The organism is Nocardiopsis sp. CA-288880 (genome assembly GCF_050955985.1).
Lineage (GTDB): Bacteria > Actinomycetota > Actinomycetes > Streptosporangiales > Streptosporangiaceae > Nocardiopsis > Nocardiopsis tropica.
This window is the reverse complement of sequence record NZ_CP192105.1, coordinates 1,608,202-1,633,433: the sequence shown is the minus strand read 5'-3', so window position 1 is coordinate 1,633,433 and position 25,232 is coordinate 1,608,202. Positions and strand designations below refer to the sequence as shown.

Annotated in this window: 20 protein-coding genes; 8 read left to right on the top strand and 12 right to left on the bottom strand. The window is 72.5% G+C overall.

From position 1 onward, the window contains the following. Positions 1–19: 19 nt before the first annotated feature. The 3 genes from ACQPYD_RS07170 to ACQPYD_RS07160 all read right to left on the bottom strand — a co-directional run bounded on the left by ACQPYD_RS07170 (position 20) and on the right by ACQPYD_RS07160 (position 4,384). Entirely contained in the window at positions 20–751 is a 732-nt protein-coding gene (locus ACQPYD_RS07170) for a nucleotidyltransferase family protein (protein ID WP_433700293.1), read from the bottom strand. Positions 752–1,008: 257 nt separating this feature from the next. Further along, complete coding sequence (locus ACQPYD_RS07165) at positions 1,009–3,480, bottom strand: AAA family ATPase (RefSeq protein WP_433700292.1); 2,472 nt, start codon at positions 3,478–3,480, stop codon at positions 1,009–1,011. Between the two features lie 205 nt (positions 3,481–3,685). Further along, positions 3,686–4,384, bottom strand: coding sequence for a ribonuclease HII (locus ACQPYD_RS07160; protein ID WP_433700291.1), 699 nt, complete (start codon positions 4,382–4,384; stop codon positions 3,686–3,688). A 536-nt stretch (positions 4,385–4,920) separates the two neighbouring features. Between ACQPYD_RS07160 and ACQPYD_RS07155 the strand changes: the two genes are divergently transcribed. From ACQPYD_RS07155 to ACQPYD_RS07145, 3 genes are all read left to right on the top strand, one after another. After that, complete coding sequence (locus ACQPYD_RS07155; protein ID WP_433700290.1) at positions 4,921–5,493, top strand: DoxX family protein; 573 nt, start codon at positions 4,921–4,923, stop codon at positions 5,491–5,493. A 74-nt stretch (positions 5,494–5,567) separates the two neighbouring features. Continuing rightward, positions 5,568–6,224, top strand: coding sequence for a hypothetical protein (locus ACQPYD_RS07150; RefSeq protein ID WP_433700289.1), 657 nt, complete (start codon positions 5,568–5,570; stop codon positions 6,222–6,224). Positions 6,225–6,468: 244 nt separating this feature from the next. Then, positions 6,469–6,660, top strand: coding sequence for a hypothetical protein (locus ACQPYD_RS07145; RefSeq protein ID WP_433700288.1), 192 nt, complete (start codon positions 6,469–6,471; stop codon positions 6,658–6,660). A gap of 126 nt (positions 6,661–6,786) precedes the next feature. Here the strand turns inward: ACQPYD_RS07145 and ACQPYD_RS07140 are convergent, their stop codons facing one another. Continuing rightward, on the bottom strand, positions 6,787–8,253 hold the full coding sequence (locus tag ACQPYD_RS07140) for an SPFH domain-containing protein (RefSeq protein WP_433700287.1): 1,467 nt from the start codon (positions 8,251–8,253) through the stop codon (positions 6,787–6,789). Continuing rightward, positions 8,254–10,041: an SPFH domain-containing protein gene (locus tag ACQPYD_RS07135; protein WP_433700286.1), complete on the bottom strand. Its 1,788-nt coding sequence runs from the start codon at positions 10,039–10,041 to the stop codon at positions 8,254–8,256. A 313-nt stretch (positions 10,042–10,354) separates the two neighbouring features. On the opposite strand from ACQPYD_RS07135, the gene ACQPYD_RS07130 reads away from it, so the two are divergent. Continuing rightward, positions 10,355–10,660, top strand: a complete 306-nt coding sequence (locus tag ACQPYD_RS07130) for a hypothetical protein (RefSeq protein WP_433700285.1) — start codon at positions 10,355–10,357, stop codon at positions 10,658–10,660. A gap of 110 nt (positions 10,661–10,770) precedes the next feature. On the opposite strand, the gene ACQPYD_RS07125 is transcribed toward ACQPYD_RS07130, so the two are convergent. Both ACQPYD_RS07125 and nrdR read right to left on the bottom strand, forming a co-directional pair. Continuing rightward, positions 10,771–13,608: a vitamin B12-dependent ribonucleotide reductase gene (locus tag ACQPYD_RS07125; RefSeq protein ID WP_433700284.1), complete on the bottom strand. Its 2,838-nt coding sequence runs from the start codon at positions 13,606–13,608 to the stop codon at positions 10,771–10,773. Between the two features lie 154 nt (positions 13,609–13,762). Beyond that, positions 13,763–14,263, bottom strand: a complete 501-nt coding sequence (gene nrdR, locus ACQPYD_RS07120) for a transcriptional regulator NrdR (protein WP_433700283.1) — start codon at positions 14,261–14,263, stop codon at positions 13,763–13,765. A 706-nt stretch (positions 14,264–14,969) separates the two neighbouring features. Here nrdR and lexA point away from each other — a divergent pair. After that, the gene (lexA, locus tag ACQPYD_RS07115) at positions 14,970–15,689 is read left to right on the top strand and encodes a transcriptional repressor LexA (RefSeq protein ID WP_433700282.1); all 720 of its coding nucleotides are present in this window, start codon (positions 14,970–14,972) and stop codon (positions 15,687–15,689) included. A 221-nt stretch (positions 15,690–15,910) separates the two neighbouring features. Then, positions 15,911–17,011, top strand: a complete 1,101-nt coding sequence (locus ACQPYD_RS07110; RefSeq protein ID WP_433700281.1) for an alpha/beta hydrolase family protein — start codon at positions 15,911–15,913, stop codon at positions 17,009–17,011. A 43-nt stretch (positions 17,012–17,054) separates the two neighbouring features. Here the strand turns inward: ACQPYD_RS07110 and ACQPYD_RS07105 are convergent, their stop codons facing one another. The 3 genes from ACQPYD_RS07105 to leuS all read right to left on the bottom strand — a co-directional run bounded on the left by ACQPYD_RS07105 (position 17,055) and on the right by leuS (position 20,893). Further along, the gene (locus ACQPYD_RS07105) at positions 17,055–17,681 is read right to left on the bottom strand and encodes a hypothetical protein (protein ID WP_433701980.1); all 627 of its coding nucleotides are present in this window, start codon (positions 17,679–17,681) and stop codon (positions 17,055–17,057) included. 44 nt (positions 17,682–17,725) lie between these two features. Continuing rightward, a complete protein-coding gene (locus ACQPYD_RS07100) occupies positions 17,726–18,298 on the bottom strand; it encodes a hypothetical protein (protein WP_433700280.1) in 573 nt (190 codons plus the stop codon). 99 nt (positions 18,299–18,397) lie between these two features. Continuing rightward, positions 18,398–20,893: a leucine--tRNA ligase gene (gene leuS, locus ACQPYD_RS07095; protein ID WP_433700279.1), complete on the bottom strand. Its 2,496-nt coding sequence runs from the start codon at positions 20,891–20,893 to the stop codon at positions 18,398–18,400. Between the two features lie 309 nt (positions 20,894–21,202). Here leuS and ACQPYD_RS07090 point away from each other — a divergent pair, with 309 nt between their 5' ends. Then, complete coding sequence (locus ACQPYD_RS07090) at positions 21,203–22,780, top strand: long-chain-fatty-acid--CoA ligase (protein ID WP_433700278.1); 1,578 nt, start codon at positions 21,203–21,205, stop codon at positions 22,778–22,780. Between the two features lie 118 nt (positions 22,781–22,898). Here ACQPYD_RS07090 and ACQPYD_RS07085 read toward each other — a convergent pair whose 3' ends face one another. Then, a complete protein-coding gene (locus tag ACQPYD_RS07085; protein WP_433701979.1) occupies positions 22,899–23,681 on the bottom strand; it encodes a carbohydrate ABC transporter permease in 783 nt (260 codons plus the stop codon). 297 nt (positions 23,682–23,978) lie between these two features. Between ACQPYD_RS07085 and ACQPYD_RS07080 the strand changes: the two genes are divergently transcribed. Then, a complete protein-coding gene (locus ACQPYD_RS07080; protein ID WP_267948653.1) occupies positions 23,979–24,266 on the top strand; it encodes a hypothetical protein in 288 nt (95 codons plus the stop codon). 38 nt (positions 24,267–24,304) lie between these two features. Here the strand turns inward: ACQPYD_RS07080 and ACQPYD_RS07075 are convergent, their stop codons facing one another. Further along, entirely contained in the window at positions 24,305–25,210 is a 906-nt protein-coding gene (locus ACQPYD_RS07075) for a carbohydrate ABC transporter permease (RefSeq protein WP_433701978.1), read from the bottom strand. Positions 25,211–25,232: the final 22 nt, after the last annotated feature.

Sequence of the window (25,232 nt, the reverse complement as noted above, 5' to 3'; positions counted from 1 at the left end):
CCCGGCTCGCCGGGCGGGGTCACTCCCCGCCGCGCATGGCGGTGATCTCCTCCCCCGCCTCCTTGACGTCCTTGGCGGTGTCCACGCCGCGCCAGAACCCGTCGATCCGGTACGCCGTCAGACGCCCCTCCGCGGCCAGCTCGGGGAAGGTCGAGGACTCGTGGTCGCCCTTCTCCGGCAGCAGCGGCGTGATGCCCGGCTCGAACAGGTACACGCCGGCGTTGATCCACACCGGCAGCAGCGGGCTCTGGGTGAACCCCTCGATCCGGTCCTGGTCGTCCACGTCCACGATGCCCCAGGTCGTGCGGAACTGGGCGAGGGCGAGGGTGGCCAGGCCGTCCTTGGCCCGGTGGTGGGCGGCCAGCTCGTCCAGCGGGAACCACGTGAGCACGTCGCCGTTGAGCGCGAAGTAGGCGGCGTCCTGGTCGCGCAGGCCGGTCGCGGCGTAGCGCAGGGCGCCGCCGCGTCCCAGCGGCTCGTCCTCGACCAGGAGCGTCACCTCCGGCCCGTCCCCGCGCGCGGCGAGGTGCTCGCGCAGGACCTCGGCCTTGTATCCGCAGGACACCACGACCTGCTCGACGCCGTGGCCGGCCAGCCACTCCAGCTGGTAGTCGATGATGGGCCGTCCGGCCACCTCCACCATCGCCTTGGGGCGGGTGTCGGTGTAGGGCCGCAGCCGGGTGGCCTGCCCACCGGCGAGGATGAGCGCCTGGGTGACGGGGGACGCGGAGGATGAGGGTGCAGCGGTCATGCGTCGGACACTAGCACCACGCCTCCGGGCGCCCCGGAGCGCCCGGAGGCCGTCCTCACGGGCCGGCCGGACACGTCGCCGGCGGGGTGTGGGGGGACCCGGTCCGGAGAGCGGGCGGCGGGCCGAAGGGGTTCACCGGCCCGCCGTCCGGCGGGGAGGCGTCGCGGCGGAGGGGCGGGGCCGAACCCTCCCGTCCGCCGCCGGGGCGTGGCCCGCGGGTGCTCCCGGCGGGCCCGGAACGGTCCGCGGAGCACGGCCTACGTCTGCTGGGTGGCCTCGGCGTAGGCCTTGCGGACGTCCGCGCTCGTGACGAGGGTGAGCTCGACGGCCGTGGCGTCCTCTCCCCTCTCCTGGGACACCCGCAGGTCGCGGTGGGAGCACGCCTTCTCGAACAGGGAGCGCGCGAAGCGCCCGTTGCCCAGGTCGTCGATCCACCCGGCCCCGCACACGTGCCCGAAGATGCTGCGCAGGTCCTCGCGGGCGGTGTCGTCGAAGGTGTCGCCGGTGCGGGCGGCCACCGCCTCGGCGATCTCGGTGAGCTCGTCCGCGCTGTAGGAGGGGAAGCGCACCCGCACGTTGAAGCGGGAGGAGAGGCCGGCGTTGGAGGCCAGGAAGCGCTCCATCTCGGCCGGGTAGCCGGCGAGCACCACCACGAGCCGCGAGCGGTCGTCCTCGGCGCGCTTGAGCAGGGTCTGGATGGCCTCGGCCCCGAACGCGTCCCCGCCGCTGTAGCCGGGGTTGACGAGGGAGTACGCCTCGTCCACGAACAGCACCCCTCCCAGGGCGCGGTCCACCAGGCGGTTGGTCTTGACGGCGGTCGCCCCCAGGTGCTCGCCGACCAGGTCCGCCCGCTGGGCCTCGACCACGTCGGCGCGCCCGAGCAGGCCGAGGGCGGAGAACACCCGGCCGAGCACCCGGGCGACCGTGGTCTTGCCCGTGCCGGGCGGCCCCGAGAACACGAAGTGCCGCATGGGCGCCTGGTTGAGCAGGCCCTGCTCCTCGCGGAGCTTGGCCACCCTCAGCTGGGCCACGATGGAGCGGACCTGCTGCTTGACCGGTTCCAGCCCGATCATGGCGTCCAGTTCGGCCAGTGCCTCGTCGATCCCGGGCGCGGCCCCGAACCCCGGCAGGCGTGAGGTCAGCTCGGCATGGGCCGCCTCGACGTCGGCGGCGCGGACCGTGATGAGGTCCTCCGCCTCGGGGCGCGGCGCGGGCGTGTCCCCGTCCACCCCGGTGGTGACCACGCGCACGTCGCGGGCCTGGGCGGCCTTCTCCACCACGGAGCGGGCGAAGCGGCCGTTGCCCAGGTCGTCGACCACCTCCCGCTGGACCACCTGGTCGAATCTTCGCCTGAGGGCGCGCGCCGCGTCGGCCTCGAGGGTGTCGCCGCGCTGGTGGACGAGGGACTCGGCGATGCGGAACAGCTCGTCGGCGGAGTAGCTGGGAAAGCTGATCCGGGTGGCGAAGCGCGAGGCCAGGCCGGGGTTGGAGGCCAGGAAGGCGTCCATCTCCTTCTCGTACCCGGCGAGGACCACGACGAGCTGGTCGCGGTCGTCCTCCGCCCTCTTGAGCAGGGTCTGCACCGCCTCGTTGCCGAACCGGTCCGACTGGCCGTCCCCCTCGTTGACCAGCGAGTACGCCTCGTCGATGAACAGGACGCCGCCGAGTGAGCGGTCGATGAGCTCGTTGGTCTTGATGGCGGTGGCGCCCAGGTACTCCCCCACCAGGTCGGCGCGCTGGGCCTCGACCACCCGGGAGGTGGGCAGCAGGCCGAAGGAGTGGAAGATCGTGGCGAGGGTGCGGGCGACGCTGGTCTTGCCCGTGCCGGGCGGCCCGGAGAAGACCAGGTGGCGCAGCGGGCGCTCGACGGGGAACCCGGCGTCCGCGCGCAGCCGCGCCGCCTCGATGGAGGCCGCGATGCCGCGCACCTGCTGTTTGACCGGGTCGAGGCCGATCATGTCCTCCAGCTCGGCCAGGGCCTGGTCGACGGGGACCGGCTCGTCGTCGGGGGCCCCGCCCCCGGTCGGCCGGGCCGTGCCGGCGCCGGCGTCCGAGCGGCCGCGCAGCGGCTGCGGGCGGCCCCTGCGCTCCGTCCGGTCGGACCGGCGGGGGCGGTCGGAGCGGGACACGGGCATGGACGAGGCCGCCTCGCGCCGGTTGGCCTCGCTCTCCCGGGTGATCTGGCGGGAGGCGGAGAGGCGCCAGAGCAGGCACGCGCCCGCGGCGGCGTACAGCGCGACGATGCCCCAGGACGCGGAGAAGGGGTCGACGACCATCCCCGCCAGAGCCACCGAGAACCCGCCGATCAGCCCCGCGGTGAGGGAGAGCAGGGCGGTGTGCCAGACGGGGAACTCCCTGGCCCGCCCGGCGGCGAGCACGACGAGCAGCGGCAGCGGCAGCACGAGCAGGGTGACGGGTTCGCCGGTGAGGGGGATCTGGAAGAGGGGTACGGTCACCGCCAGCCACACGACGCACACCAGGACGGTGACGAAGGAGTCGAGGGAACGCATGAGCGCGGCGAACGCCGTCAGCAGGACGAGGGTCGCGCTGACCGCCCCCAGGACGGCGACGCCGGCGACCAGGGCGGTGACGGCGACGACCGTGACGAGGACCAGCGCCGCCACGAGCCTCCTGGGGAGGGGCACGCCGTGGTAGAGCGCGCGCATGCGGTCGAGCCCCGAGGCGCGTCCCGGCTCCGCGGCGGCGGTGGAGCGCATCTCGCGCGTCATCCGTGCCCCTTCCTGCGTGGGGGTCCGTGGGCGGTCGGCTCTCCTGGCCGTGGAGGGAGGGGCCGGTCGGCGTCGGGGGGACCGACGTCCACAGCCAAAGCCTTGCCCCAAGTGGGGCGGATGTCCAGTGCGGGGCGGCGTGTCGTGTGCGGCGGGCCGGGCCCGCCGCCCCCGCCGCGGGGTGGTTCCGCCCGGTCGGACGGTCTCAGAGGAGGGGGATCTGTCCCCCCGGGGCCGGGCGGATCCGGCGCAGGTGCTTCCATCGGGGCAGGTCGTCCAGGTAGGCCCAGCTCATGCGGTGGTGGGGGGTGGGCCCGGACTCGGCGAGCGCGGCCCGGTGCACGGGCGAGGGGTACCCGGCGGCCCTCTCGAACCCGTACCCGGGGTGGTCGGCGGCGAGTTCCGCCATGAGGTCGTCGCGGCAGACCTTGGCCAGGATCGCGGCGGCGGCGACGCTGACGCAGGTGAGGTCGCCCTTGACCTGGGTGCGGACCCTCCAGGGACGGCCGATGAAGTCGTGGACGCCGTCGAGGACGACGGCGTCCGGGCGCGGCGCGAGGGCGTCCAGGGCCCGGCGGGAGGCCCGATGGAGGGCCTCGGTCATGCCGCACTCGTCGATCTCCTCGGGCGCGGACCACCCGAAGGCGTGGTCGGCGACCCAGGGCCGGAGCTGCTCGGCGAGCTCGCGGCGGCGTTTGGGGGTGAGGCGCTTGGAGTCGGTCAGCCCGGCGGGCGGTTCCCCCTGGCCCGGGACGGCGGCGCAGACGAGGAGGGGCCCGGCCCAGGCGCCCCGGCCCACCTCGTCCACACCGGCGACCACCCGCGCCCCGAGCGAGCGGAGCTCGTTCTCGACGTCGAACGTGGGGGCGGCGGGCGGCGTGGCTGTCCTGGAAGTCGTCGGCACCCTCCCAGCCTAGGACGGGAGGGGACCCCCTCGTGCCCGTTCCCGGGAGGGGGCGGACAGCGGCAGGGCGGCCGTCGGCGCGGCGGCGTCCGCGGAGGGCACGGGGTCCCACGGGCTGTCGGGGGCTCCCGGGGACGCGCTCCCCGCGGCGGGACCGCTGACGGTGCCACGCCCTCCCGGGCGCCTCCCCACCGCGAGAACCGGCGCTCCCGCGCCGACCGGCGCCCCGCCCGCGTGCGCGGGCTCGGGGTCCTCCCGCGGGTCCGGGTCCTCCCTGCCGGTGTGCTCCACCCGCGTGCGCGGGCTCGGGCGACGGGGAGACCCCGTTGTCGAACGCCGGCTCGTCACTCCACCCGCGTGCGCGGGCACGGGGCGGGTCCGTCCCGGGGCGGTGCGGCTCCGGGGCCGGGGCGGCCCGGACCGCCTCCGGCGTTCTTTGCACGACTCGCCGTACGTCACAACGAGTCATGGGTGATTACTTTAGGTAGTTTCCGCTTGTGAGGACTGCCGTACCGGGTCGCCCGGGAGGAATGGACATGCAGCGCGCCAAGCCGTACCCCCGGCCGCGGATCCCCCGAGGACGCCTCTACGACGTCGTCGCCGCCCTCACCCGGGTGGGGGTCGGAGGGATGTTCGCCGAGTACGGCCTCGCGCTGCGGGGGCGGGAGGAGGCGGTGGCCGAGCACCTGTCCGCCTCGGGGATGCCCGGGGTGTCCTTCGGCGCGCAGATCGTCCCCGCGCTCCTCGTCTCCCTCTCACTCGCCTTCGCCGTGGGTCTGCTCACATGGCTCACCGGCCCGGTGCTCGCCGGGGCGGCGGTGCTCGGCACCCTCGCGGCAGGCTCCCCCGACCTGTCCCCGTTCTCCTCATGGGCCACGACGTCCCTGGTCACAGCGGTGTGCCTGCTGATGGCGGTCAGCGCAGGCCGGTGGTCCTGGGACTATCTCGTCCTGGCCCCGAAGGCGGTCGGGAGGCGCCGGGGACACGACCGCAAACACCCGGTAACACCGAGGAAATCCACCGCCGATTCCCCGCGCCGCCCCGAACACGCGCCGCCACTGCTCTATCCTGTGGGACAGGCCGCGCTACGACGGCCGTATCGCCTGTGACGCGGCCCCGCCCGGCCCCTCTCCATCGTGCCGCGGGCTCGCGTCTCCACACGGATTCGGTGGGGGAGAACGCCATGTCCGCCGCAGCTCCCGGCCCGACCCCTGACGGGTCCGTGGCCAAACTGATCGAGATCGCCGGCACGCCGACGCTCGGCCAGCGCATGATCAGCTGGGCCTCGCGCCCGCCCGGCCGGCTCTACATCCCCGCCTGCGGAGTGGTCGGCCTCCTCCTGCTGTTCGAGGACAGCGTCCCGGCCGGGCACCTGCCGACGTTCCTCGTCGGCCTGGTGGGCGGGCTCCTGCTCGCCGGGATGGGCGCCCTGCGCCTGGGGATCGCCCTGGCCGTCGCCCGGCCGATGATCCGCCACTACTGGCTCCGCTGGATCTCCGCGCCCCTGATCGCCGCGGCGGCGATCGGTGTGTCCGCGGCCGACCTCCCGCTCCAGGCGCGGATCCAGGCGTCCTCCGAGGACCTGCTGGCCCTGCGGCAGGAGGCGGAGGATCCCACCACCATCCCCCTCAACGGCGAGCAGGTGGGCCTGTACTCGCTGCGCAGCATCTCGGTCTCCGAGGACATCACGCACTTCGCGGTCGAGGGCTCGGGGCTCTTCGGCCCCTCCGGACTGGCCTACAGCACGGGCGAGGTGCCCGAGGGGGTCTTCGTCCCCGGCCAGGGGTCGAAGATCTACGAGCACGTCTCCGGCGACTGGTACGTGTGGGTCGACCACTGACCCGCTCCATCCGCACCCGCGGCGCCCCGGCGCCCCCGGCTCCCGGGGGCCCGGGGCGCCGTCGTCCCCCTATCCGGAGTGCCCGGCCCCGTCCGGCGGTCGGAGGTGTTCCCGCCCCGTTCTTTGCCGCTCCCTGTGCCGTTCCAACACTGCTCTCACCCTCACCGTGTACACAGGGGGCATCCCCCCGGCGAGGAGCGCGGCTCCTCCCGTGGCAGCGTCGCCAACACTGAGGAGATGCTTCATGCGCGAGTTCATGCTCACCCTTCACCTGCGCATCCACGATTCCGTCACCGCGCTGCACCGGGCGCACGCCGTCGGCGACGACGACCTGGCCAGCGCACAGGCGGGCGAGATCCAGGATCTGGTGGAGATCGCGGCCCGCCACGGGATCGACATCGACGCGGGCTACGCCGACCTCACCCTCGCGGGCTGAACCCGGGCCGCCGCGCCCCCGCCCCGGCCCCGTACGCACGAGGAGGACCCGCGCCCCGGGCGCGGGTCCTCCCCTGCTTCCGCCTCCGTCCCCGGGATCCCCGTCCGGGCCGGCGGTACGACCGGGCTAGCCCCGGCGGCCCTGGCCGCCGTAGCCCTCGCCGTTCTCGAACTGCCGCCGCATCGCGCCCTCCTGCCTGCGCTGGTACTCGTCCGCCATCTGCTGCTGGCGCTCCGCCGCGGCGGCGACCGCCCCCTGGGCCGATTCCATCGCCTCCCGCGCGACGTCCGACGACGGGCCCAGCGGCGTGCGCGGGGACCCCGCGCCGTTCAGCACCTGGGGCAGCAGCTGCGCGGTGATCAGCGTCGACAGCGCCGAACCGTCACCGGAGCCCGCCTCGGTCTGCACGACGACCGGGCGCGGGGCCCGCTCGGCCAGGACCGCGCCGACGTCCAGGCGGCGGCGCGCCAGCTCGTACTCCAGCACGGCCCGGTTGTCCCGGTAGGCGGTGGCGAGGCGCTGCTGCGCCTTGGCCTCGTTCTCCGCGGCGACCAGGTCGGCCCGGCCGCGCGTCTCGATCTCGTAGCGCACCCGCTGGGCCTCGGTCACCTGCTCCTCCAGCATCTGCGCGACGTCCTTGCGCGCCTTGTTGAGGGAGGCGTTGACCTCGACGATCTTCGCGTCGCGGGTCTTCTTGGAGCGCTCGATGTCCATCAGCAGGGTGTCGATGCGGCGCTTGCGCGTCAGCTCCCACTCCTGCTCGTAGGCCACCAGCTCCTTGGCGACCCGCTCGCGGGTGGCCAGGTGCTGCTGGTACTGGTTGGGCAGCTGCACGTCGGGGATGTTGCAGCCGGTGATCCGCACGCCGTACTTCTCCAGCTGGCCGTTGAGGAGGCGGCGCATGTCCTCGACGTTGGAGCCGCGCAGGTCGTAGGCCGACTCGGTGTTGACCTGGCGGCTGCGCTGGCGGATGGCGTCCTGCACCGCGCTGGACAGGACCAGGTCGAAGTTGCTGGCGCCGATGATCGTCACGAACCGGATCGGGTCGGTGATCTGGAACTTGAGGAAGAACTCGATCGACTTCAGCGGCACGTTCTCGCGCGTGGGGCAGGCCAGGACCGGAGCCGTGTAGGGGATCTCCGTCCGGGTGTCCACCACGAAGTCCACTCGCGACCAGGGGTGCCACAGGTAGTGGCGGCCCGGGCCGATCGGCCGCACGATCGCGCCGTACCTGGTGAGGATGCCGTGGGTGCCCTCCTCGATCTCGATGATCGAGCCGCGCCACCACCACAGCCCGGCGGCGGCGATGCTGAGCACGCCGACGATCAGCGTCGGGACGGACAGGACGCTGTAGGCGACCCCGGCCGCGACCCCGCCGACGAGGGCGTTGAGGGTCATCATCAGCGCCGAGCACAGGGCGAAGAAGCCGAACCAGACCAGGACCGTCCAGCGCAGGCCCCGGTTGTCGCGCGGTATGACGACCGGGACGATCGCGCCCTGGTCGCCGCCGCGCAGCAGGCCTGCCAGGTCGCCCCAGGAGGCGAGGGACTCCTTGATGCTGGAGCCGCTGCCGGCGTTCACGGAGTGGCTCATCTACTGACCTCCCTGGTTCGGGCCGGACCCCTGCGGACCGTGCTGCGACCACGGGGGCGGGGGCGGGTGCTCGGGGTTGTGGCGCGGTCCGCCGGAGGGCGCCGGGGCGTCGGACGGCGCGGCGGAGGCGTCCGCCTCCCCGTCCCCCCGGGGCTGCCGGGGCGCCTCGGCGAGGCGCTCGTCGATGGCCTGCTCGGAGACGGACTGGCGGATCTCCTCCACCAGGTCCTCGCCCGGGTCCTCCCCGGCCGACCGGCCCGCGGCGTCGCCGTCCTCCGCGAGGAGCGAGTCGATCTCCTGCTGGCGCTCGCCGATGCGGCCCCGGATGTCGCCCAGCCGGGAGCGGATGGCCTCCATGTCCTCCTGGGAGAACAGGGCGGTGTCGGCCTGGCCGATGATCTCCTGCGCGATGCGCAGGTAGTCGACGCTGGCGGCGTCGCCCGAGCCGATCCGCAGGACCTGCGGGAGGCTGTCGGCGACCGACTCCAGCTTGTCCAGGAGGTTCTCCCGGAAGCGGTAGTTGAGGATCTCGGGGGCCTCGGCCGCGCTGACCGCGCGGATGTCCAGGGCCTGCGCCTGGAGGAGCGCGGCGTTGGCGTTGGCCTCGGACTCGGCCTCGACGAAGCGCTGGCGGGCGGTGGCCCGCGCCCTGTTGGTCTCCCGCTCCAGCGCGGTGTCCATCTGCGCCTGGTACTGCGCGATGTCGGCCTGGATCGCGGAGAGGGTCTCGTTGAGGGTCGCGAGCTCCTTGTTCAGGTCGCCCTCGTTCTGCTCCTTGCGCAGCTGGAGCTCGTACTCGAACGTGTAGGCGTCCTTGGCCACGCGGACCATCTCCGGCGCCGCCAGGTCCATCCGGTACTCCTGGTTGGAGGGCTCGGCGTGGGTGATGTTGGCGCTGGTCAGCTCGACGATCCCGCTGAACTGCCGGTTGAGCTGCTCCACGAGGCTCTGCGTGTTGTCGCCGACCATGTCGTAGATCGCCGAGGCCTCCTGCTCGTAGACGAGGCTCCGGGTGGTCTCGCTGATCGCGTTGTTGAGCTTCTCCTGGAAGCCGTTCACCCCGCCCAGCGTGTAGACGAAGTCGGTCGCGTTCTTGATCCTGAACTGCACGAACAGGTCGATGGAGGCCTGCACGCCGCTCTTGGTGGGGGCCGAGCGGATCGGCGCGTTGAAGGGGTACTCCCGGGTGGTGTTGACGATGTAGGAGACGCGCTTCCACGGGTTGAGGAGCGTGACCCGGCCGGGCTGGTAGATGTTCTCCATCTTGCCGAACCGGGTGACGATCGCCTCGCAGCCCTCCGGCACCATCACCATGCCCTGGCGCCACCACATGAACGCGGCGATAGCGAGGGTGATGATCCAGTAGTGGAGGCCGAAGAACGGGTTGATCAGCGGGTTGCCGCCGGCGATGGCCTGCGGGAGGAGCACGGTGAAGGCGCCGATGACTCCCAGGACGAGGAGCAGGATCGCGGGGAGCATCGTCACGAGGGTGCGGCCCTTGGGGATCACCATCGTGCAGATGACGTGGACCGGGCCGCCGCTGCCGCGCTCGTAGTAGCTGCGGTTGAGCGCCTCGCCCGCGTTGTTGAGCGAGGTGCTCTTCTGCTCGATCCGGGTGCCCACGGAGTCGCCCTGTTCTCGGGCGGCGACGAAGTCGCGGGGGTCGAGGCCGCTGCCCTCGGTGGCCTGCGAGGAGGCCTGGTGGAGCGCGTCGGACACGGCCTGGCGCGGATCGCCCCCTTGGGCGACGGCGCCGGCCGCGCCGCGCACGGTCTGCGCGAACGACATAGGCGGGAACTCCTTGGTCGGGGGTCGGGAACTATCCGCTTCGACGCCGCGTACCGCGGTCCGGTTCCAGGTCGGGACCGGTTCTGTGCGCTGCGAGGCGTTAGGGGACAGCATCAACCCTGTCATGAGCTATGCCCGAAACCCAGCCCTCGTGTCCGGAGTGTGACAGGCGGGCTCTCCTGTCACCTCCCAGGTCACCGCCGTGCCCCTCCCCCGACGCATGCGCGCCGCGTGGCGCGCCCCCGGGCGCGGGGATAGCGTCGGTCCCGCACGCACCGCGCCGGCTCAGGCCGGCACGAGGGAAGGAAGCACGATGCCAGCAGTACCCAGCGCCGTTCTCACCACCGCGGGTCTGGTCGGCGGGTACTCGGTGGCCCGCGCCACCGGCAGCCGGCCGCTGGGCGGGGCGGTGCTGGCCGGTTTCGGCGCCGCGGCGTTCGAGACGTGGCGCCGCCGGTCCGGCGTGGGCACGGCGGTCGCGCTCACCGCGGTGTACGCGGGAGCGTTCGGCCTGGCGCACCCGCTGGCCAAAAAGGTCGGCTCGTGGCCCGCCGTGCTCGGCGTGACCGCCGCCACCGCGGCGGTCGCCGTCGCCGCGGGCGACCGCGACCGCGGCTGAGGCCCCGGCTGCCGACGGGCGGGCCCCTCCGGAATCGCCGCGGGGGCGGGGGCCGTGCGGCCCCCGCCCCCGGCGGGCGTGTCCCGGCCCCGGTCGGGGCCGTCGTCCGATCAGCTGCAGCCGCTGGTGGAGCCGCAGCCCTCGCAGGCGTAGCAGCTGCCGGAGGGCCGCATCCTGGTGCCGCAGGTGACGCACAGCGGCGCGTCGGCGACGAACCCCTGGCCGGCCAGCAGGTCCGCCGTGGAGTGCACCTCGGCGGGCTCCGCCGGGGACGCCTGCGGAGCGGGCGCGGCCGGGGTCCCGGGCGCCTCCGCCCCGTGGGTGGCGGCGGACTGGGCGTAGGACTCCACCTGGGCGGCGACCTGGGCCGGGTCCTCGCCCGCGAGCTGCGCCTGGCGCTCGGAGGCCGACAGGACGCCCAGGGCCGCGCGCTCCTCGTAGGGCAGGTGGTCCAGGGCCAGGCGGCGGAAGATGTAGTCCACCACCGACTGGGCCATGCGGATGTCCGGGTCGTCGGTCATGCCCGCCGGGTCGAACCGCATGTTGGTGAACTTGTCCACGTAGGTCTCCAGCGGCACCCCGTACTGGAGGGCGATGGAGATCGCGATGGAGAACGCGTCCATGACCCCGGCCAGGGTCGAACCCTGCTTGCCGAGCTTCATGAACACCTCGCCCAGGCCGTCGTCCGGGTAGGAGCCCGCCGTGATGTACCCCTCGGCGCCGCCGACGGAGAACGAGGTGGTCTCGCTCGGACGCTTCTTGGGCAGGCGGCGGCGGACCGGGCGGGCCACCTCGACGGTCCGCACCTCGGGCTCCGCCTCCTCCTTCTCCTCCGACGCGCCCGTCGACAGCGGCTGGCCGACCTTGCAGTTGTCGCGGTAGACGGCGAGCGCCTTCAGGCCCAGCTTCCAGCCCTGGAAGTAGATGTGCTCGAAGTCCTCGACCGTGGCGTCCTCCGGCACGTTCACCGTCTTGGAGATCGCGCCGGACAGGAACGGCTGCACGGCGGCCATCATCCGCACGTGGCCCATGGGCTTGATGTAGCGGCGGCCCATCGCGCAGTCGAACACCTCGTAGTGCTCGGGGCGCAGGGAGGGGGCGTCCACGACGTGGCCGTTGCCGGCGACGTACTCGACGATCGCCTCGGCCTGCTCGTCCTGGTAGCCCAGGTTCGCGAGCGCGCGCGGGATGGCCTGGTTGACGATCTGCATCGAACCGCCGCCGACCAGCTTCTTGAACTTGACCAGCGAGAAGTCGGGCTCGATGCCGGTGGTGTCGCAGTCCATCATGAAGCCGATGGTGCCGGTGGGCGCGAGCAGGCTCGCCTGGGCGTTGCGCCAGCCGTTGCGCTCCCCGACCCTGAGGCACTCGGCCCACTCGCGGGTGGCCGCGGCGTGGACGGGCTCCTCCAGGGAGGTCACCGTGCGCAGGTCGTCGTTGGCGGCGGCGTGCTTGCGCATGACGCGCTTGTGGGCCTGCTCGTTGCGCTTGTAGCCGTCGTAGGGGCCGACCACCCCGGCCAGCTCCGCGCTGCGGCGGTAGGCGGTGCCGGTCATCAGCGAGGTGACGGCGGCGGCGACGGCGCGGCCGCCGTCGGAGTCGTAGGCGTGGCCGGTGGCCATGAGGAGGGCGCCCAGGTTGGCGTAGCCGATGCCGAGCTGGCGGTAGGAGCGGGTCGTCTCACCGATCTTCTCGGTCGGGAAGTCGGCGAAGGTGATGGAGATGTCCATCGCCGTGATGACCAGCTCGGTGAGCCTGGTGAAGCCCTCGACGTCGAAGGTGTCGTCCTCGCGCAGGAACTTCAGCAGGTTGATCGAGGCCAGGTTGCAGGACGAGTCGTCCAGGGACAGGTACTCGCTGCACGGGTTGCTGGCGCTGATCCGCCCGGTCTCGGGGTTGGTGTGCCAGTCCTGGATGGTGCCGTCGTACTGGATGCCGGGGTCGGCGCACTCCCAGGCGGCCCTGGCCATCCGGGTGAAGAGGTCCTTGGCGTCCACGGTGGCGACGACCTCGCCGGTGGTGCGGGAGGTGAGGCCGAACTCCGACCCGGTGTCGACGGCGCGCATGAACGCGTCGGAGACGCGGACGGAGTTGTTGGCGTTCTGGTACTGGACGCTGAACATGTCGGCGCCGCCCAGGTCCACGTCGAAGCCGGCGTCGCGCAGGGCGCGGATCTTGTGCTCCTCGCGGGCCTTGGTCTCGACGAACTCCTCGATGTCGGGGTGGTCGACGTCCAGGACGACCATCTTGGCGGCCCGGCGGGTGGCTCCGCCGGACTTGATGGTCCCGGCCGAGGCGTCGGCCCCGCGCATGAAGGACACGGGTCCGGAGGCCGTGCCGCCCGAGGACAGCAGCTCCTTGCTGGAGCGGATGCGGGAGAGGTTCACACCCGCGCCGGACCCGCCCTTGAAGATGATCCCCTCTTCCTTGTACCAGTCGAGGATCGACTCCATGGTGTCGTCGACGGAGAGGATGAAGCACGCGCTGACCTGCTGCGCCGAGGCCGTCCCGACGTTGAACCACACCGGCGAGTTGAAGCTGAACAGCTGGTTGGCGAGGGCGTGCTTGAGCTCGTGGTCGAAGATCTCCGCGTCCTCGTCGCCGGCGAAGTAGCCGTTCTCGACGCCGGTCGCGGTGTAGACGCCGACGACGCGGTCGATGAGCTGCTTGAGGCTCCACTCGCGCTCGGGGGTGCCGACGGCTCCGCGGAAGTACTTGCTCGCCACGATCTGGGTGGCGTTCATGGACCAGGAGGCGGGGAACTCCACGCCGCGCTGCTCGAAGTTGACCGTGCCGTCACGCCAGTTGGTCATGACGACGTCGCGGCGCTCCCACTCCAGGGAGTCGTACGGGTGCGTCCCGGGGGTCGTGAAGATTCGCTTGATCTTCAGGCCCTTGCGGCTCCCCTTGCCCTTGCGTCCCGTCGAACCGCTGGCGGTTTCCGTCATCGTGGATTCTCCCCCTACCTCGTGGGCACGGCCTGCCCAACCGTGCACGGCGTCCTTGGAATACGGGACGGCCGGTCACGGGAGGACGTGTCCCGCGGTGTCCGGCCAGCCCCTGCGGCGCCCCGCCCGCGGCCCTCTCCCGGCCGCGGGGGCGCTACCCGCTGGTGGTGCTGCTCTCGGGGAGGGGGCCGGCCGCGCCGTCGCCGTCCTCCCGGTCCTGCCTCAGGCTGGCGATCTCGGCCTCGAAGTCGGCGAGGCTCTCGAAACCGCGGTAGACGCTGGCGAAGTGCAGGTAGGCCACCTCGTCCAGGTCACGCATCGGGCCGAGGATGGCCAGGCCGATCTCGTGGGCCGGCACCTCGGCGACGCCGCGTCCGCGGATCTCCTCCTCGACCTGCTGGCCGAGCTTGGCGAGCGCGTCCTCGGAGACGGGGCGGCCCTGGCAGGCCCGGCGCACACCGGCGATGATCTTGGTACGGCTGAAGGGCTCGGTGACCCCGGAGCGCTTGGCGACCATCAGCAGGACGGTCTCCTGCGTGGTGAACCTGCGCTCGCACACCGGGCAGGACCGGCGGCGCCTGATGGCCGCGCCGTCGTCGGTGGACCTGCTGTCGATCACCCTGGTGTCCGGATGGCGGCAGAACGGACAGTGCATCCTGGTTCACCTGCTTCCCTCACCGAATCGACACCCTGTATCTCTACTAAACCACAACTCCTGGGCAATCCATCCCTCGAGAGCACCAGATGTTGTGGTCGAACTTAGGCGCAGCGAGGGGTGGCCCGCAACTCCGCGGCCCGCGTGTCCCGCACGCGGGCACGCGACGCGGCCAAGTGGCACAGCGGCGACCCGGTCGGCCCGCGTGCCCGCGCGCGGGCACGCGACGGGACCCGCGGCGGACGGAGGGGACGGCATGGGGACGCCGGGCCGCCCCGGGGGCGCCCGGCTCCGTCGACAAGAATAGCGGCGGAGGCCCCCGGCGCCCGCTGCGACCGGCGGCCCGCCGCGCCCGGAAGCACGTCCCACGAGGGAGTTCCGGCGTCACCCCCGGGATCCGGGAGACCAGTCCCACATCCCCCGGAACCGCCCTCGGGGAGACGTGTTCGCGCATTCCGGGGACAACACCACGTGAACACGTGTACACACGTCGGTAGAGGCCGGAAATTGACCGCGAAAACACGCGGGACAATGGCCCGAACCATCGAACGCTTGTTTGATATCACCGTGCGCAACGTCTAATGTTGACTGTGATTTCACGCTGGTTTCGCCATCACGCGGACCCCAGGTCGGCGCGGTTGCGGACCGGTGGTGGCCAGTCACGCAATCAGGCCCTGACCGAACCGAATGCCGAGGAGGCCCGGCCGTGCCGGAGGAGAATCCCGGAACCGCAGATTCCACCGCCGTTCTCACCGCAGTGGGGAACACGGAGGGATCCACGCCCGAAGCCCCCAAACTCACCGCCCGACAGCAGAGCGTCCTGAACTGCATCCAGCGGTATGTGCGCGAGCGGGGCTTCCCCCCGTCCATAAGGGAAATCGGGGAAGCGGTCGGCCTCTCCAGCCCTTCCAGCGTGGCGCACCAGCTCAAGGTCCTCCAGCGCAAGGGCTACCTGCACCGGGACCAGAACAGGCCCCGGGCGGTGGAGCTGCGCTCGCCCGGCCGCTCCTCCGGCCAGACCGTGACCCCCGAGGACATCGACCCCTCGCGCGCCGCGGCCGTGCCCCTGGTCGGCCGCATCGCCGCCGGCGGGCCCATCCTGGCCGAGGAGTCGGTGGAGGACGTGCTCGCGCTGCCCCGCCAGCTGGTCGGGGAGGGACGCCTGTTCATGCTCACCGTGGTCGGCGACTCGATGATCGACGCCGCCATCACCGACGGCGACCTGGTCGTGGTCCGCCAGCAGCAGGACGCCAACAACGGTGACATCGTGGCGGCCCTGCTGGACGACGAGGCGACCGTCAAGGTCCTGCGCCGCGAGGAGGACGGCCACGTCTGGCTGATGCCGCGCAACGATGCCTACGAGCCGATCAACGGGGACGCCGCCACCGTCCTGGGCAAGGTCGTCGCGGTCATGCGACGCGTCTGACCCCGGCCCCACCGCCCCGCGCCTCCGGCGCCGTCCCGCGACGGCCCGGGGGCGCCGTGCCGTGCGCGGGCGGCCGGACCGGCCGGGGCCGCCCGGCCCGCGCACGGTCGCGGGATCCTCGGCACGTTCCCGGACCCCCGGGCACAGGCCGGCCCGCGCACGGTCGCGGGCCGGCCTGTGGACGACGGGGGCCCGCAGGGCGGGGCCGCTAGGCTGGAACCGTGTCCACACCACTCTCCTCCCCCTCCGCCCGGCCGCGCGCCGCACTGGTCGGCGGTGCCCTCGCAGTCCTGCTGTCCGCCGCCGCCTGCTCCCCGGCCGACACCGGCGGCGCCGAGCCCCCCGGTGCCGGCGGGGTCGAGCGCGAACTCGCCTTCGAGGGCGGCGGGCACGAGGTGTCCGCGAGCTTCCGCACACCGCACGACGCGTCCGGGAGGGTCCCCGGCGCACTCATCATCTCCGGCAGCGGTCCCACCGACCGCGACGGCAACGCGCCCGCGCGGCCCGACGCCGACACCAACCGCAACCTCTCCCGCGTACTCGCCGAAGCCGGTGTGGCCTCGCTGCGCTACGACAAGTTCGGCAGCGGCCCGGATCCGCAGACCGGGGAGGAGACCGGCCCCGGGGGCGTCCGGACGATCGCCCCGGTGGACCCCGAGGTCTTCGACCGGCAGGTCGTGGCGGCGTACGAGGAGCTCGTCGCGCAGCCCGAGGTGGACCCGGGGCGCGTGGTCGTCGTCGGCCACAGCGAGGGCGCCCTCTACGCCCTGCGCGCCCACGAGCTCATCGGCTCCGGGCGCCCCTCGCCCGCGCTGGTGCTGGCCGCCCCTCCGGGCACGCGCTACCTGGACCTCGTCGACCGCCAGGTCACCGAGCAGGTCCGCCTGGCGGAGGGGGCGGGCCAGATCGAGGAGGCGGAGGCCGTGCAGCTCCTCTCCGACATGCGCGCCGGGCGGGCCGCGGTCAGGGGAGGACGCGACCTCACGTCGCGGGAGAGCGACCAGCTCGGCGTCTACACGCCGTGGAACGCCGACTTCCTCTCGTTCATGGACGGCCTCGACCCCGTCGAACTCGGTCGCGGCCTGCCCGGGGGCACACCGGTCCTGGTCCTGTGGGGGGAGGACGACGCCCAGGTCTCGCGGGAGGACGTGGACCGGCTCATGACGGGTCTGGACGGCGCCGAACGCGTGGACCTGCCCGGTACCGACCACATCCTCCGGGCCTTCGAGGACGAGCCCGGAGCGGCCGTCCTGGACTCGGACAGACCCTTCGCCGAGGGGGTCGCCCCGGCGCTGGAGGAGTTCCTCGACACTGCCTGGTAGGGTTCCCGGCTTTCGGGGGCGCCCGGGGGGGGGCGCCGGTCCGTCACTCGGGGATCGACTCCGGGAGGGCCCCGACCACGGCCAGGGCGAGCTCCTCCGCGTCGGCGACGATACGCTCCTCGTCGGCCGGCCCGGTCGCGTCGTAGCCGGACGCCACGCTGTAGCAGGACTCCAGGTACAGGTTGGAGACCCGCGTCCCCACGCAGCCGACCGTGAACGGCTCCCCGCGGGTCCAGCGCACCGCCTCCTCGCCGACACCGTCCAGCCCGGCGGTGTCGTGCTGTTCCGTGGTCGCGCGCAGGTTGTCGGCGGCGGTCGTCACCCCGCCCGGGTTGGGGGCGGCCACCATCACCAGCATCGCCGTGGCCGGGACCGCCTCTCCCGGGCCCTGCGGGGTCGCCCAGCGGCACTGCCACCCGGACCCGGCCGGGTCCTCCGGGCCGCCGACCGGCTCCTCCAGCTCCAGTTCGTGCCCCGGCACCAGCGCGTCCAGCGTCTCCGTCGCGACGGCGGCGCACTCGGGGGCCGACTCGTACTCGCCCGTCTCCGGGGAGTCCCGCGTGACGACGTACCAGATCGCGCCGGCCGCGAGCAGGAGCAGGGCCAGGCCGGCGGCGACCACTCCCGCCGTCGCGCAGCCCCTGCTCTGCGGCTGCGCAGACGGCACCACCTCGGGAGGAGGGCCGTACGGGGGCTGGGCGGGGTACTGCGGGCTCACAGGGACTCCCCGATCCGTCCGGCGAACTCGGCGGCCAGGTCGGCCGCCTCCTCGGGGTCGACCGGCTCCTGCCCGGCCAGGCCCGCGTAGGACACGCGCACGAACAGGTTGTCGCTGTGGAAGGCGAGTTCGGCGGTGCCGGGCACCTGCCCGTGCCACACCGCGCCCTCGCCCGTCGGCAGGTCCACCTCCTCGGCGCGCACGGGCAGCAGTGCCGTGTACGCCTCCGCGGCACGGTCGGCCCCGGTCACCGGTTCCTCCCCCGTGGCGTCGGTGAAGAGCGCCGACACGTCGACGCGCAGTGCTCCCCCGTCGCCGCCGGGGGCCCCGGGCGAGGACCACGCGCACACGAGGTTGTCGCCGCCCTCCAGGGGGCCCTGCTCCCGGGGCTGCGCGACCGCCCCGGGCAGGCGCTCCGCGAGGAGTTCGCCGGTGACGGCGTCGCAGCCGGTCGCCGCGGCGTGCACGTCACCGCTCTCGGGGACGTCCGGGTCGTTCCCGGACAGCCACAGCCCGCCGCCGACGGCGGCCGCGGACAGCACCGCCGCGCCCGCACCGATCACGGCCACCCGCACGAGGGGACCCACCCGGCCACCCGCCTCCCTGTCGGTCACCGAGCCGACCGCGGGGGACGGCGGCCGCGCCCGGCGGCCGCCGTCCCGTTCCGGTCAGCCGACGACGATGTTCACCAGCTTCGGCGCGCGCACGATGACCTTGCGGATCTGCTTGTCGCCGATGAAGCCCTGGGCCCGCTCCGACGCCAGCGCCAGCTTCTCCAGCTCGGCGGGGTCGATGTCGGGCGCCACGGACAGCTTGTCACGGACCTTGCTCTGGACCTGCACGACACAGGTCACGGTCTCCTGCACCAGGAGGCCGGGGTCCGCCTCGGGCCAGTGGCCGACGGCGACGGTGCCCACGTGCCCCAGCTTCTCCCAGCCCTCCTCCGCCACGTAGGGCGCGAACAGGGACAGGGCGACGGCCACGAACTCGGCGGCCTCGCGCACCGCGGGGTCGCCCGCGCCGGGGCCGGAGTCGATGGCCTTGCGGGCCGCCGAGACCAGCTCCATGGTGCGGGCGATGGCCACGTTGAACCGCCGCGACTCGACCAGGTTCGTGATCTGGTCGATGGTGCGGTGCGTGACCCTGCGCAGGGCGGTGTCGCCCCCGGCGGGGTCGGTGCCGGGCTCGCTGGCCGCTCCCGCCTCGCTCATCACCCGGTAGGCGCGGTTGAGGAACTTCTGCGCCGCGACGGCGGACACGTCGGCCCAGTCGACGTCCTCCTCCGGGGGGGAGGCGAAGAGCATGGTCAGCCGGACGGCGTCCACGCCGTAGGCGTCGATCTCCTTGCCCAGGTCGACGCCGTTGCCCAGGGACTTGGACATCGCCCGGCCCTGGTTGATGACCTGCCCCTGGTTGGTCAGGCGGCGGAAGGGCTCGGTGAAGGACACCATGCCCAGGTCGTGCAGGACCTTGGTGAAGAAGCGGGCGTACATCAGGTGGAGCGTCGCGTGCTCCTTGCCGCCGATGTAGTGGTCGACCGGCCCCCACTTGTCGACCGCCTCGACGTCGAACGGGGCGGTGTCCAGGCGGGGCGAGCAGTAGCGCAGGAAGTACCAGGACGAGTCCACGAAGGTGTCCATGGTGTCGGTGTCCCGCAGGGCGGGGCCCGCGCAGGACGGGCAGTCCACGTTGACCCACTCCTCGGCCGAGGCCAGGGGCGACACGCCCTTGGGCGCCAGCTCGGCGCCCTTCAGCTCGGGGAGGGTGACGGGCAGCTGGTCGTCGGGGACCGCGACCTCGCCGCACGAGGGGCAGTGGACGATCGGGATGGGCGTGCCCCAGTAGCGCTGGCGGGACAGCAGCCAGTCGCGCAGCCGGTAGTTGACCGTGCCCTCGCCGGTGCCGCGCTCGGCGAGCACCCCGATGATGCGCTCGATCGCCTCGGCCTTGGCCAGGCCGTCCAGCGGACCGGAGTCGCGCAGCGTGCCCTCGCCCGCGGTGGCCACGCCGGTCTCCGCCGGGTCGGGCTCGCCGGTCTCCACCACGACCCTGACCGGCAGGTCGAAGGCCAGGGCGAAGTCGAGGTCGCGCTGGTCGTGCGCGGGCACCGCCATGATGGCGCCGTGGCCGTAGTCGGCCAGGACGTAGTCGGCGGCCCAGACGGGCATGCGCTCGCCGTTGACGGGGTTGACGGCGTAGCGGCCCAGGAAGACACCGGTCTTGGGGCGCTCGGTGGCCTGGCGCTCGATGTCGGAGAGCTTGGCGACCTCGGCGCGGTAGGCGTCGAAGGCCTCCCGCTGCTCGGGGGCGCACAGCTCCTCCGCCAGGTCGGCGTCGGCGGCCACCACGAAGAACGTGGCGCCGTAGAGGGTGTCCGGGCGCGTGGTGAACACCGTGACCGGCTCGTCGCGGCCCTCGATCCGGAAGTGCACGTCGGCGCCGGTGGAGCGGCCGATCCAGTTGCGCTGCATGGCCAGGATCTCGTCGGGCCAGCGGCCTCCGTCGAGCTGGTCCATGTCGTCCAGCAGGCGCTGGGCGTAGTCGGTGATCTTGAAGTACCACTGGTTCAGGCTGCGGCGGACGACGTCGGAGCCGCAGCGCTCGCACCTGCCCTGGACGACCTGCTCGTTGGCGAGCACCGTCTGGTCCTTGGGGCACCAGTTGACCTGGCCGTCCTTGCGGTAGGCCAGCCCGCGCTCGAAGAAGCGGGTGAACAGCCACTGGTTCCACTTGTAGTACTCGGGGTCCGAGGTGTGCAGGCGGCGCGACCAGTCCACGCCGATGCCGTAGCGCCGGAACGAGGCCGCCTGGGTCTCGATGTTGGCGTAGGTCCACTCGGCCGGGTGCGAGTCGTTCTTGATCGCCGCGTTCTCGGCGGGCAGCCCGAAGGAGTCCCAGCCGACGGGGTGCAGGACGTTGTCGCCGCGCTGGAAGCGGTAGCGGCCGATGACGTCGCCGATGGCGTACGCCTCCGCGTGACCCATGTGCAGGTCGCCGGAGGGGTAGGCAAACATGTCGACGATGTAGGAGCGCGGACGGGTGTCCCCGGGGTCCTCCTCGGCCTGGAACGGGAGCTCGGCGGCCCAGCGCGCCTGCCATTTGTCCTGGAGGGCGCGGGCGTCGTAGGTGTCGCCCGTCGTCTGGTCGCCGTCTACCGCTGTCATCGCTGAAGGTTCCTTAGCCGCGTCTGGGTGTACTTCCCACAGGTTAGCGGTTGGCGGGTCGGGCGCAGGACGCGTTCGCGCCCCCGGCCCGCGGACGGCCCCCGCCCGCCCGGGGGCCGGAAATCGTGACGGAGCGTAGCGAGAAGATCGGTGAGATTACGGACCCGCGTCCTCTCCACACCGACTGTTCGGTTTGTTACCCTGCCGTAAAAGTGGCACAGAACACGCGATCCCGGTCACACCGGTTCCCTTCGTGCGTGTCCTGACTTATCCGGACCCACCGGATTCATCTGCCTGCGGGAGGCCCCCATGTTCAACCTGTCCGTGCTTCTGGAGGACGGCGCCCGCTCGGCGCCCGAGAAGGAGTGCCTGGTCTTCGGGGACCTGCGCCTGAACTACGCCCTCACCGACATGATCGCCAACCAGGTAGCCGACCTCCTCGTCTCCCGGGGGATCAGACCCGGCGACCGGGTCGCACTCGCCAGTCCGAACGTGCCCTACTTCCCGTTCGTCTACTTCGGCGCCCTCAAGGCGGGCGCGGTGGTCGTCCCCCTGAACGTGCTGCTGACCCCCCGTGAGATCGCCTACCACCTGGAGGACTCCGGGGCCAAGGCGCTGTTCGCGTTCACCGGCACCCCGGAACTGCCGCTGGGCGCGCGCGCCCACGAGGCCTTCCAGCAGACGGACGGCTGCGACATCTACGTGGACCTCCCCGCCGTGCCCGGCGCCACCGAGTCCGCCATCGACGGCGCCGAGACCTTCTGGAAGGCGCTGGAGGGCCGGTCCGGCGAGTTCGAGAGCGTGCAGACGAGCGCCGAGGACACGGCGGTCATCATCTACACGAGCGGCACGACCGGCAAGCCCAAGGGCGCCGAGCTGAGCCACAACAACCTGATGATGAACGCCATCGGCTCGGCCAAGCTGGTGAACGCGCACCCGGAGGGCCGCGACGTCTCCCTGGTGGTCCTCCCGCTGTTCCACATCTTCGGCCAGACGGTCATGCTCAACGCCTGCCTGTACCGCCACGGGACCATGGTCCTCATGCCGCGCTTCGACGGGGGCGAGGCCCTGCGCCTCATGGAGAAGGAGGGCGTCACCGGGTTCGCGGGAGTGCCCACCATGTACTGGGGCCTGCTCAACGCGGTCCGGGGCGCCGGGGCCGGCGAGTACGACCTCGAGGGCATCGCCGCGAACATGGTCGACGCCGTCTCCGGCGGCGCCGCCCTGCCCGGCCAACTCGCCGAGGACTTCACCAAGGTGTTCGGCGTCGGCATCAAGGAGGGCTACGGCCTGTCCGAGACCTCGCCGGTCGCCTCCTTCAACAACCCCCGGGTCAAGGCCAAGACCGGTTCGATCGGCCGCCCGGTGTGGGGCGTGGAGATGAAGCTGATCGACCCGGACTGGAACGAGGTCGTCCAGGAGGAGGACAGGGAGCCGGTCGGGGAGATCGCCGTCCGCGGCCACCTGGTGATGAAGGGCTACCACAACCGCCCCGAGGTGAACGCCGAGGTCATCCGGGACGGATGGTTCCGTACCGGCGACATCGCCCGCCGGGACGAGGAGGGCTTCTACTTCATCATCGACCGCTCCAAGGACATGATCATCCGCGGCGGGTACAACGTGTACCCGCGCGAGGTCGAGGAGGTCCTGATGACCCACGACGCGGTCGGCCTCGCCGCGGTCGTCGGCGTCCCGCACGACACCCACGGCGAGGAGGTCAAGGCGTTCGTGATCCTCAAGGAGGGCGCCGACCTCACCGCCGACGAGCTCGTCTCCTGGTCCAAGGAGCGCCTGGCGGGCTACAAGTACCCGCGCGAGGTCGAGTTCCGCACCGAGCTGCCCATGACGTCCACCGGGAAGATCCTCAAGCGCGAGCTGCGCGGCTGACACGCGCCCCCACTTCTTCCCCGCGCGTGCGCGCACGCGCGGGGACGACCGGCGCGGGCGGCTCCGCCGCCGTCGGCCCGGGGGCGCGGGGCCGGTCCTCCCGGGGCCGGCCCCGCCCCTATCCCTTGACCGCGCCCTGGACCAGGCCGGAGACCAGGAAGCGCTGGACGAGGATGAAGAAGACCATGACCGGGAGGGTGATGAGGGTGGACGCGGCCATCACGTGCCCCCACTCGTTGGCGTACTGGCCGAAGAACTGGCGCAGGCCGACCGCGACGGTGTAGTTCTCGCTCTGGGTCATGAAGGTCAGAGCGAGCACGAACTCGTTCCAGGCCACGATGAACGAGAAGATCGCGGTCGCCACCAGGCCGGGCGCGACGAGTGGGAACAGGACCCTCCAGAACATCTGGAGCCAGGAGGCGCCGTCGATGTAGGCGGCCTCCTCCACCTCCACGGGCACGGCCGCGACGAAGCCCCGCATCATCCACACCGCCAGCGGCAGGGACAGGGCCACGTACACGATGCCCAGGCCGAGCAGGGTGTTGAGCATCTGGAGGTCGCGCACCTGGAGGAAGAGCGGGATGACCAGCGCCTCCAGCGGCACCATCTGCACGATGAGGATCATGACCAGCACGGCGGTGCGGAACCGGAAGCGGAACCGGGCCACCGCCACCGCGGCCAGCAGCGACAGCACGCACGCGCCCGCCACCGTGATGCAGGCGACCGCCAGCGAGTTGGCCATGTACGTGTCGAAGTTGCCCTCGGTCAGGACGTAGGCGAAGTTGTCCAGGGTCGGCGCGGTCGGCAGCAGCGCCCCGGTGCCCGAGGTGCTCCGGTCCGAGAACGCGCTCGTCAGCATGAAGTACACCGGGAACAGGGTGAACAGCAGCAGCGCGCCCACCGCGGCGCCCTTGGCCAGGAGGCGGCCGGAGCGGACGGCGCCGCCCCTGCGCCTGGCCCGGCGGACCCGTTCCTCCCAGTCGCGGTCGGCGGCGGCCGATACGTGTGCGGTCGTGCCCAACGGTCCTCCTCGTCAGCGGCGCCCGTAGGGCGGGATCGGGTTGTCCGGCGGCCGGGACGGGCCGTTAGAATCCACCTCTGCCCGGTGCGGGACGCCTGTCCGGCCCCGGCGGGCGAGGAGGGGTGAGGGCCGTGTCGCCAGGATGGTCGGGACCGCCGGAAGCGGCGGGGTAGCGCCGTGCACGACTCCCCGGGCCCCTCCCCCACCGAGGTCGTCATCAGCTGGATCCCGCACGACGCGCGGTTCCGCGACAGGGCGGTCCGGCACGCCCTCGCCGACACGGGCGGCCGGCTGCTGTTCGCGTACGTGGACAACCTGGTCAACCAGGACAACGACGACGGGCGCCCGCTCGACGAGTACGACCTGCGCACCATGTCCGCGGTCCGGGAGGACCTCAACCGGCGCTCGCTGGCCTCCGTGGACTGGCGCCGGGTGCGGGACAAGCTGGTCTCGGGCGTCCACTGAGCCGCGGTCCCCCGTGCCCGCCCCGAAGCCGCGCCCGGTCATCTCAGCCCGTCCTCTCGGAACAGCGCCCTGAGGTAGACCACCGTGACCACCAGCAGCAGCAGGGTGAGCAGGACGGCGATGGCCGCGCCCAGCCCGTAGTCGTTGTGGCCGAAGGACCTCACGTAGGACCACACGCCGAGGTTGAGCATGTCCGAGCCGCCGACGTCGCCGCCGGGCATCAGGTAGATCTGCGCGAACACCTTGAAGTCCCAGATCGTCGACAGCACCGTGACCACCGCGAACACGGGCCGCAGCACCGGGAACGTGACGTGCCAGAAGCGCTTCCAGGCCCCGGCCCCGTCGATCCGGGCCGCCTCGTGGAGTTCGGCGGGGACGGTGAGCAGCCCGGCCAGGACGGTGACCGCCACGAACGGGAAACCGCCGTGCACCACGTTGAGGGTGACGATGGCGTAGAAGAACAGCCGGTCGGCGAACCAGTTGTGCCCCGAGGGGTCGAGCAGCCCGAGGGAGGTCAGCGCCTGGGCGACGACGCCGTTGTCGACGTCGAAGATCCAGACCCAGACGTAGGTCCCGCTGACGGCGGGCATGGCCCAGGCGACCATGATGCAGGAGACCACGATGAGCCGGGGGACCGTGGACAGCGTCGACAGCAGCAGTGCCACGAGCGTGCCGACGACGATCGTGGCGAGGACCGCGACCACGGCGAACACGACCGTGTTCACCATGGCGACCTGCCACAGGTACGGGTCGGTCAGCAGCGCGACGTAGTTGTCCAGTCCGATGAAGTCGGACTCGCCGGACATCAGGTTGCGCAGCTTGAAGTCGCGGAAGGAGAGCCACAGGATCCGGCCGAGCGGGAACAGCAGGAGCAGCCCGATGACCGTCAGCGCGGGGGCCAGCAGCACCCACGGGAGGAGGGTCCTCCGTGCGCGCCGGCCCAGGAGCGGGGCCCGCCGCCCGGCC

Coding starts and splice junctions, on each gene's coding strand:
- ACQPYD_RS07130 (WP_433700285.1), top strand. CDS start 10,355: ATGCCAGCAGTACCCAGCGCCGTTCTCACCACCGCGGGTCTGGTCGGC.
- ACQPYD_RS07140 (WP_433700287.1), bottom strand. CDS start 8,253: ATGAGCCACTCCGTGAACGCCGGCAGCGGCTCCAGCATCAAGGAGTCC.
- ACQPYD_RS07090 (WP_433700278.1), top strand. CDS start 21,203: ATGTTCAACCTGTCCGTGCTTCTGGAGGACGGCGCCCGCTCGGCGCCC.
- leuS (WP_433700279.1), bottom strand. CDS start 20,893: ATGACAGCGGTAGACGGCGACCAGACGACGGGCGACACCTACGACGCC.
- ACQPYD_RS07170 (WP_433700293.1), bottom strand. CDS start 751: ATGACCGCTGCACCCTCATCCTCCGCGTCCCCCGTCACCCAGGCGCTC.
- ACQPYD_RS07145 (WP_433700288.1), top strand. CDS start 6,469: ATGCGCGAGTTCATGCTCACCCTTCACCTGCGCATCCACGATTCCGTC.
- nrdR (WP_433700283.1), bottom strand. CDS start 14,263: ATGCACTGTCCGTTCTGCCGCCATCCGGACACCAGGGTGATCGACAGC.
- ACQPYD_RS07150 (WP_433700289.1), top strand. CDS start 5,568: ATGTCCGCCGCAGCTCCCGGCCCGACCCCTGACGGGTCCGTGGCCAAA.
- ACQPYD_RS07155 (WP_433700290.1), top strand. CDS start 4,921: ATGCAGCGCGCCAAGCCGTACCCCCGGCCGCGGATCCCCCGAGGACGC.
- ACQPYD_RS07125 (WP_433700284.1), bottom strand. CDS start 13,608: ATGACGGAAACCGCCAGCGGTTCGACGGGACGCAAGGGCAAGGGGAGC.
- ACQPYD_RS07135 (WP_433700286.1), bottom strand. CDS start 10,041: ATGTCGTTCGCGCAGACCGTGCGCGGCGCGGCCGGCGCCGTCGCCCAA.
- ACQPYD_RS07165 (WP_433700292.1), bottom strand. CDS start 3,480: ATGACGCGCGAGATGCGCTCCACCGCCGCCGCGGAGCCGGGACGCGCC.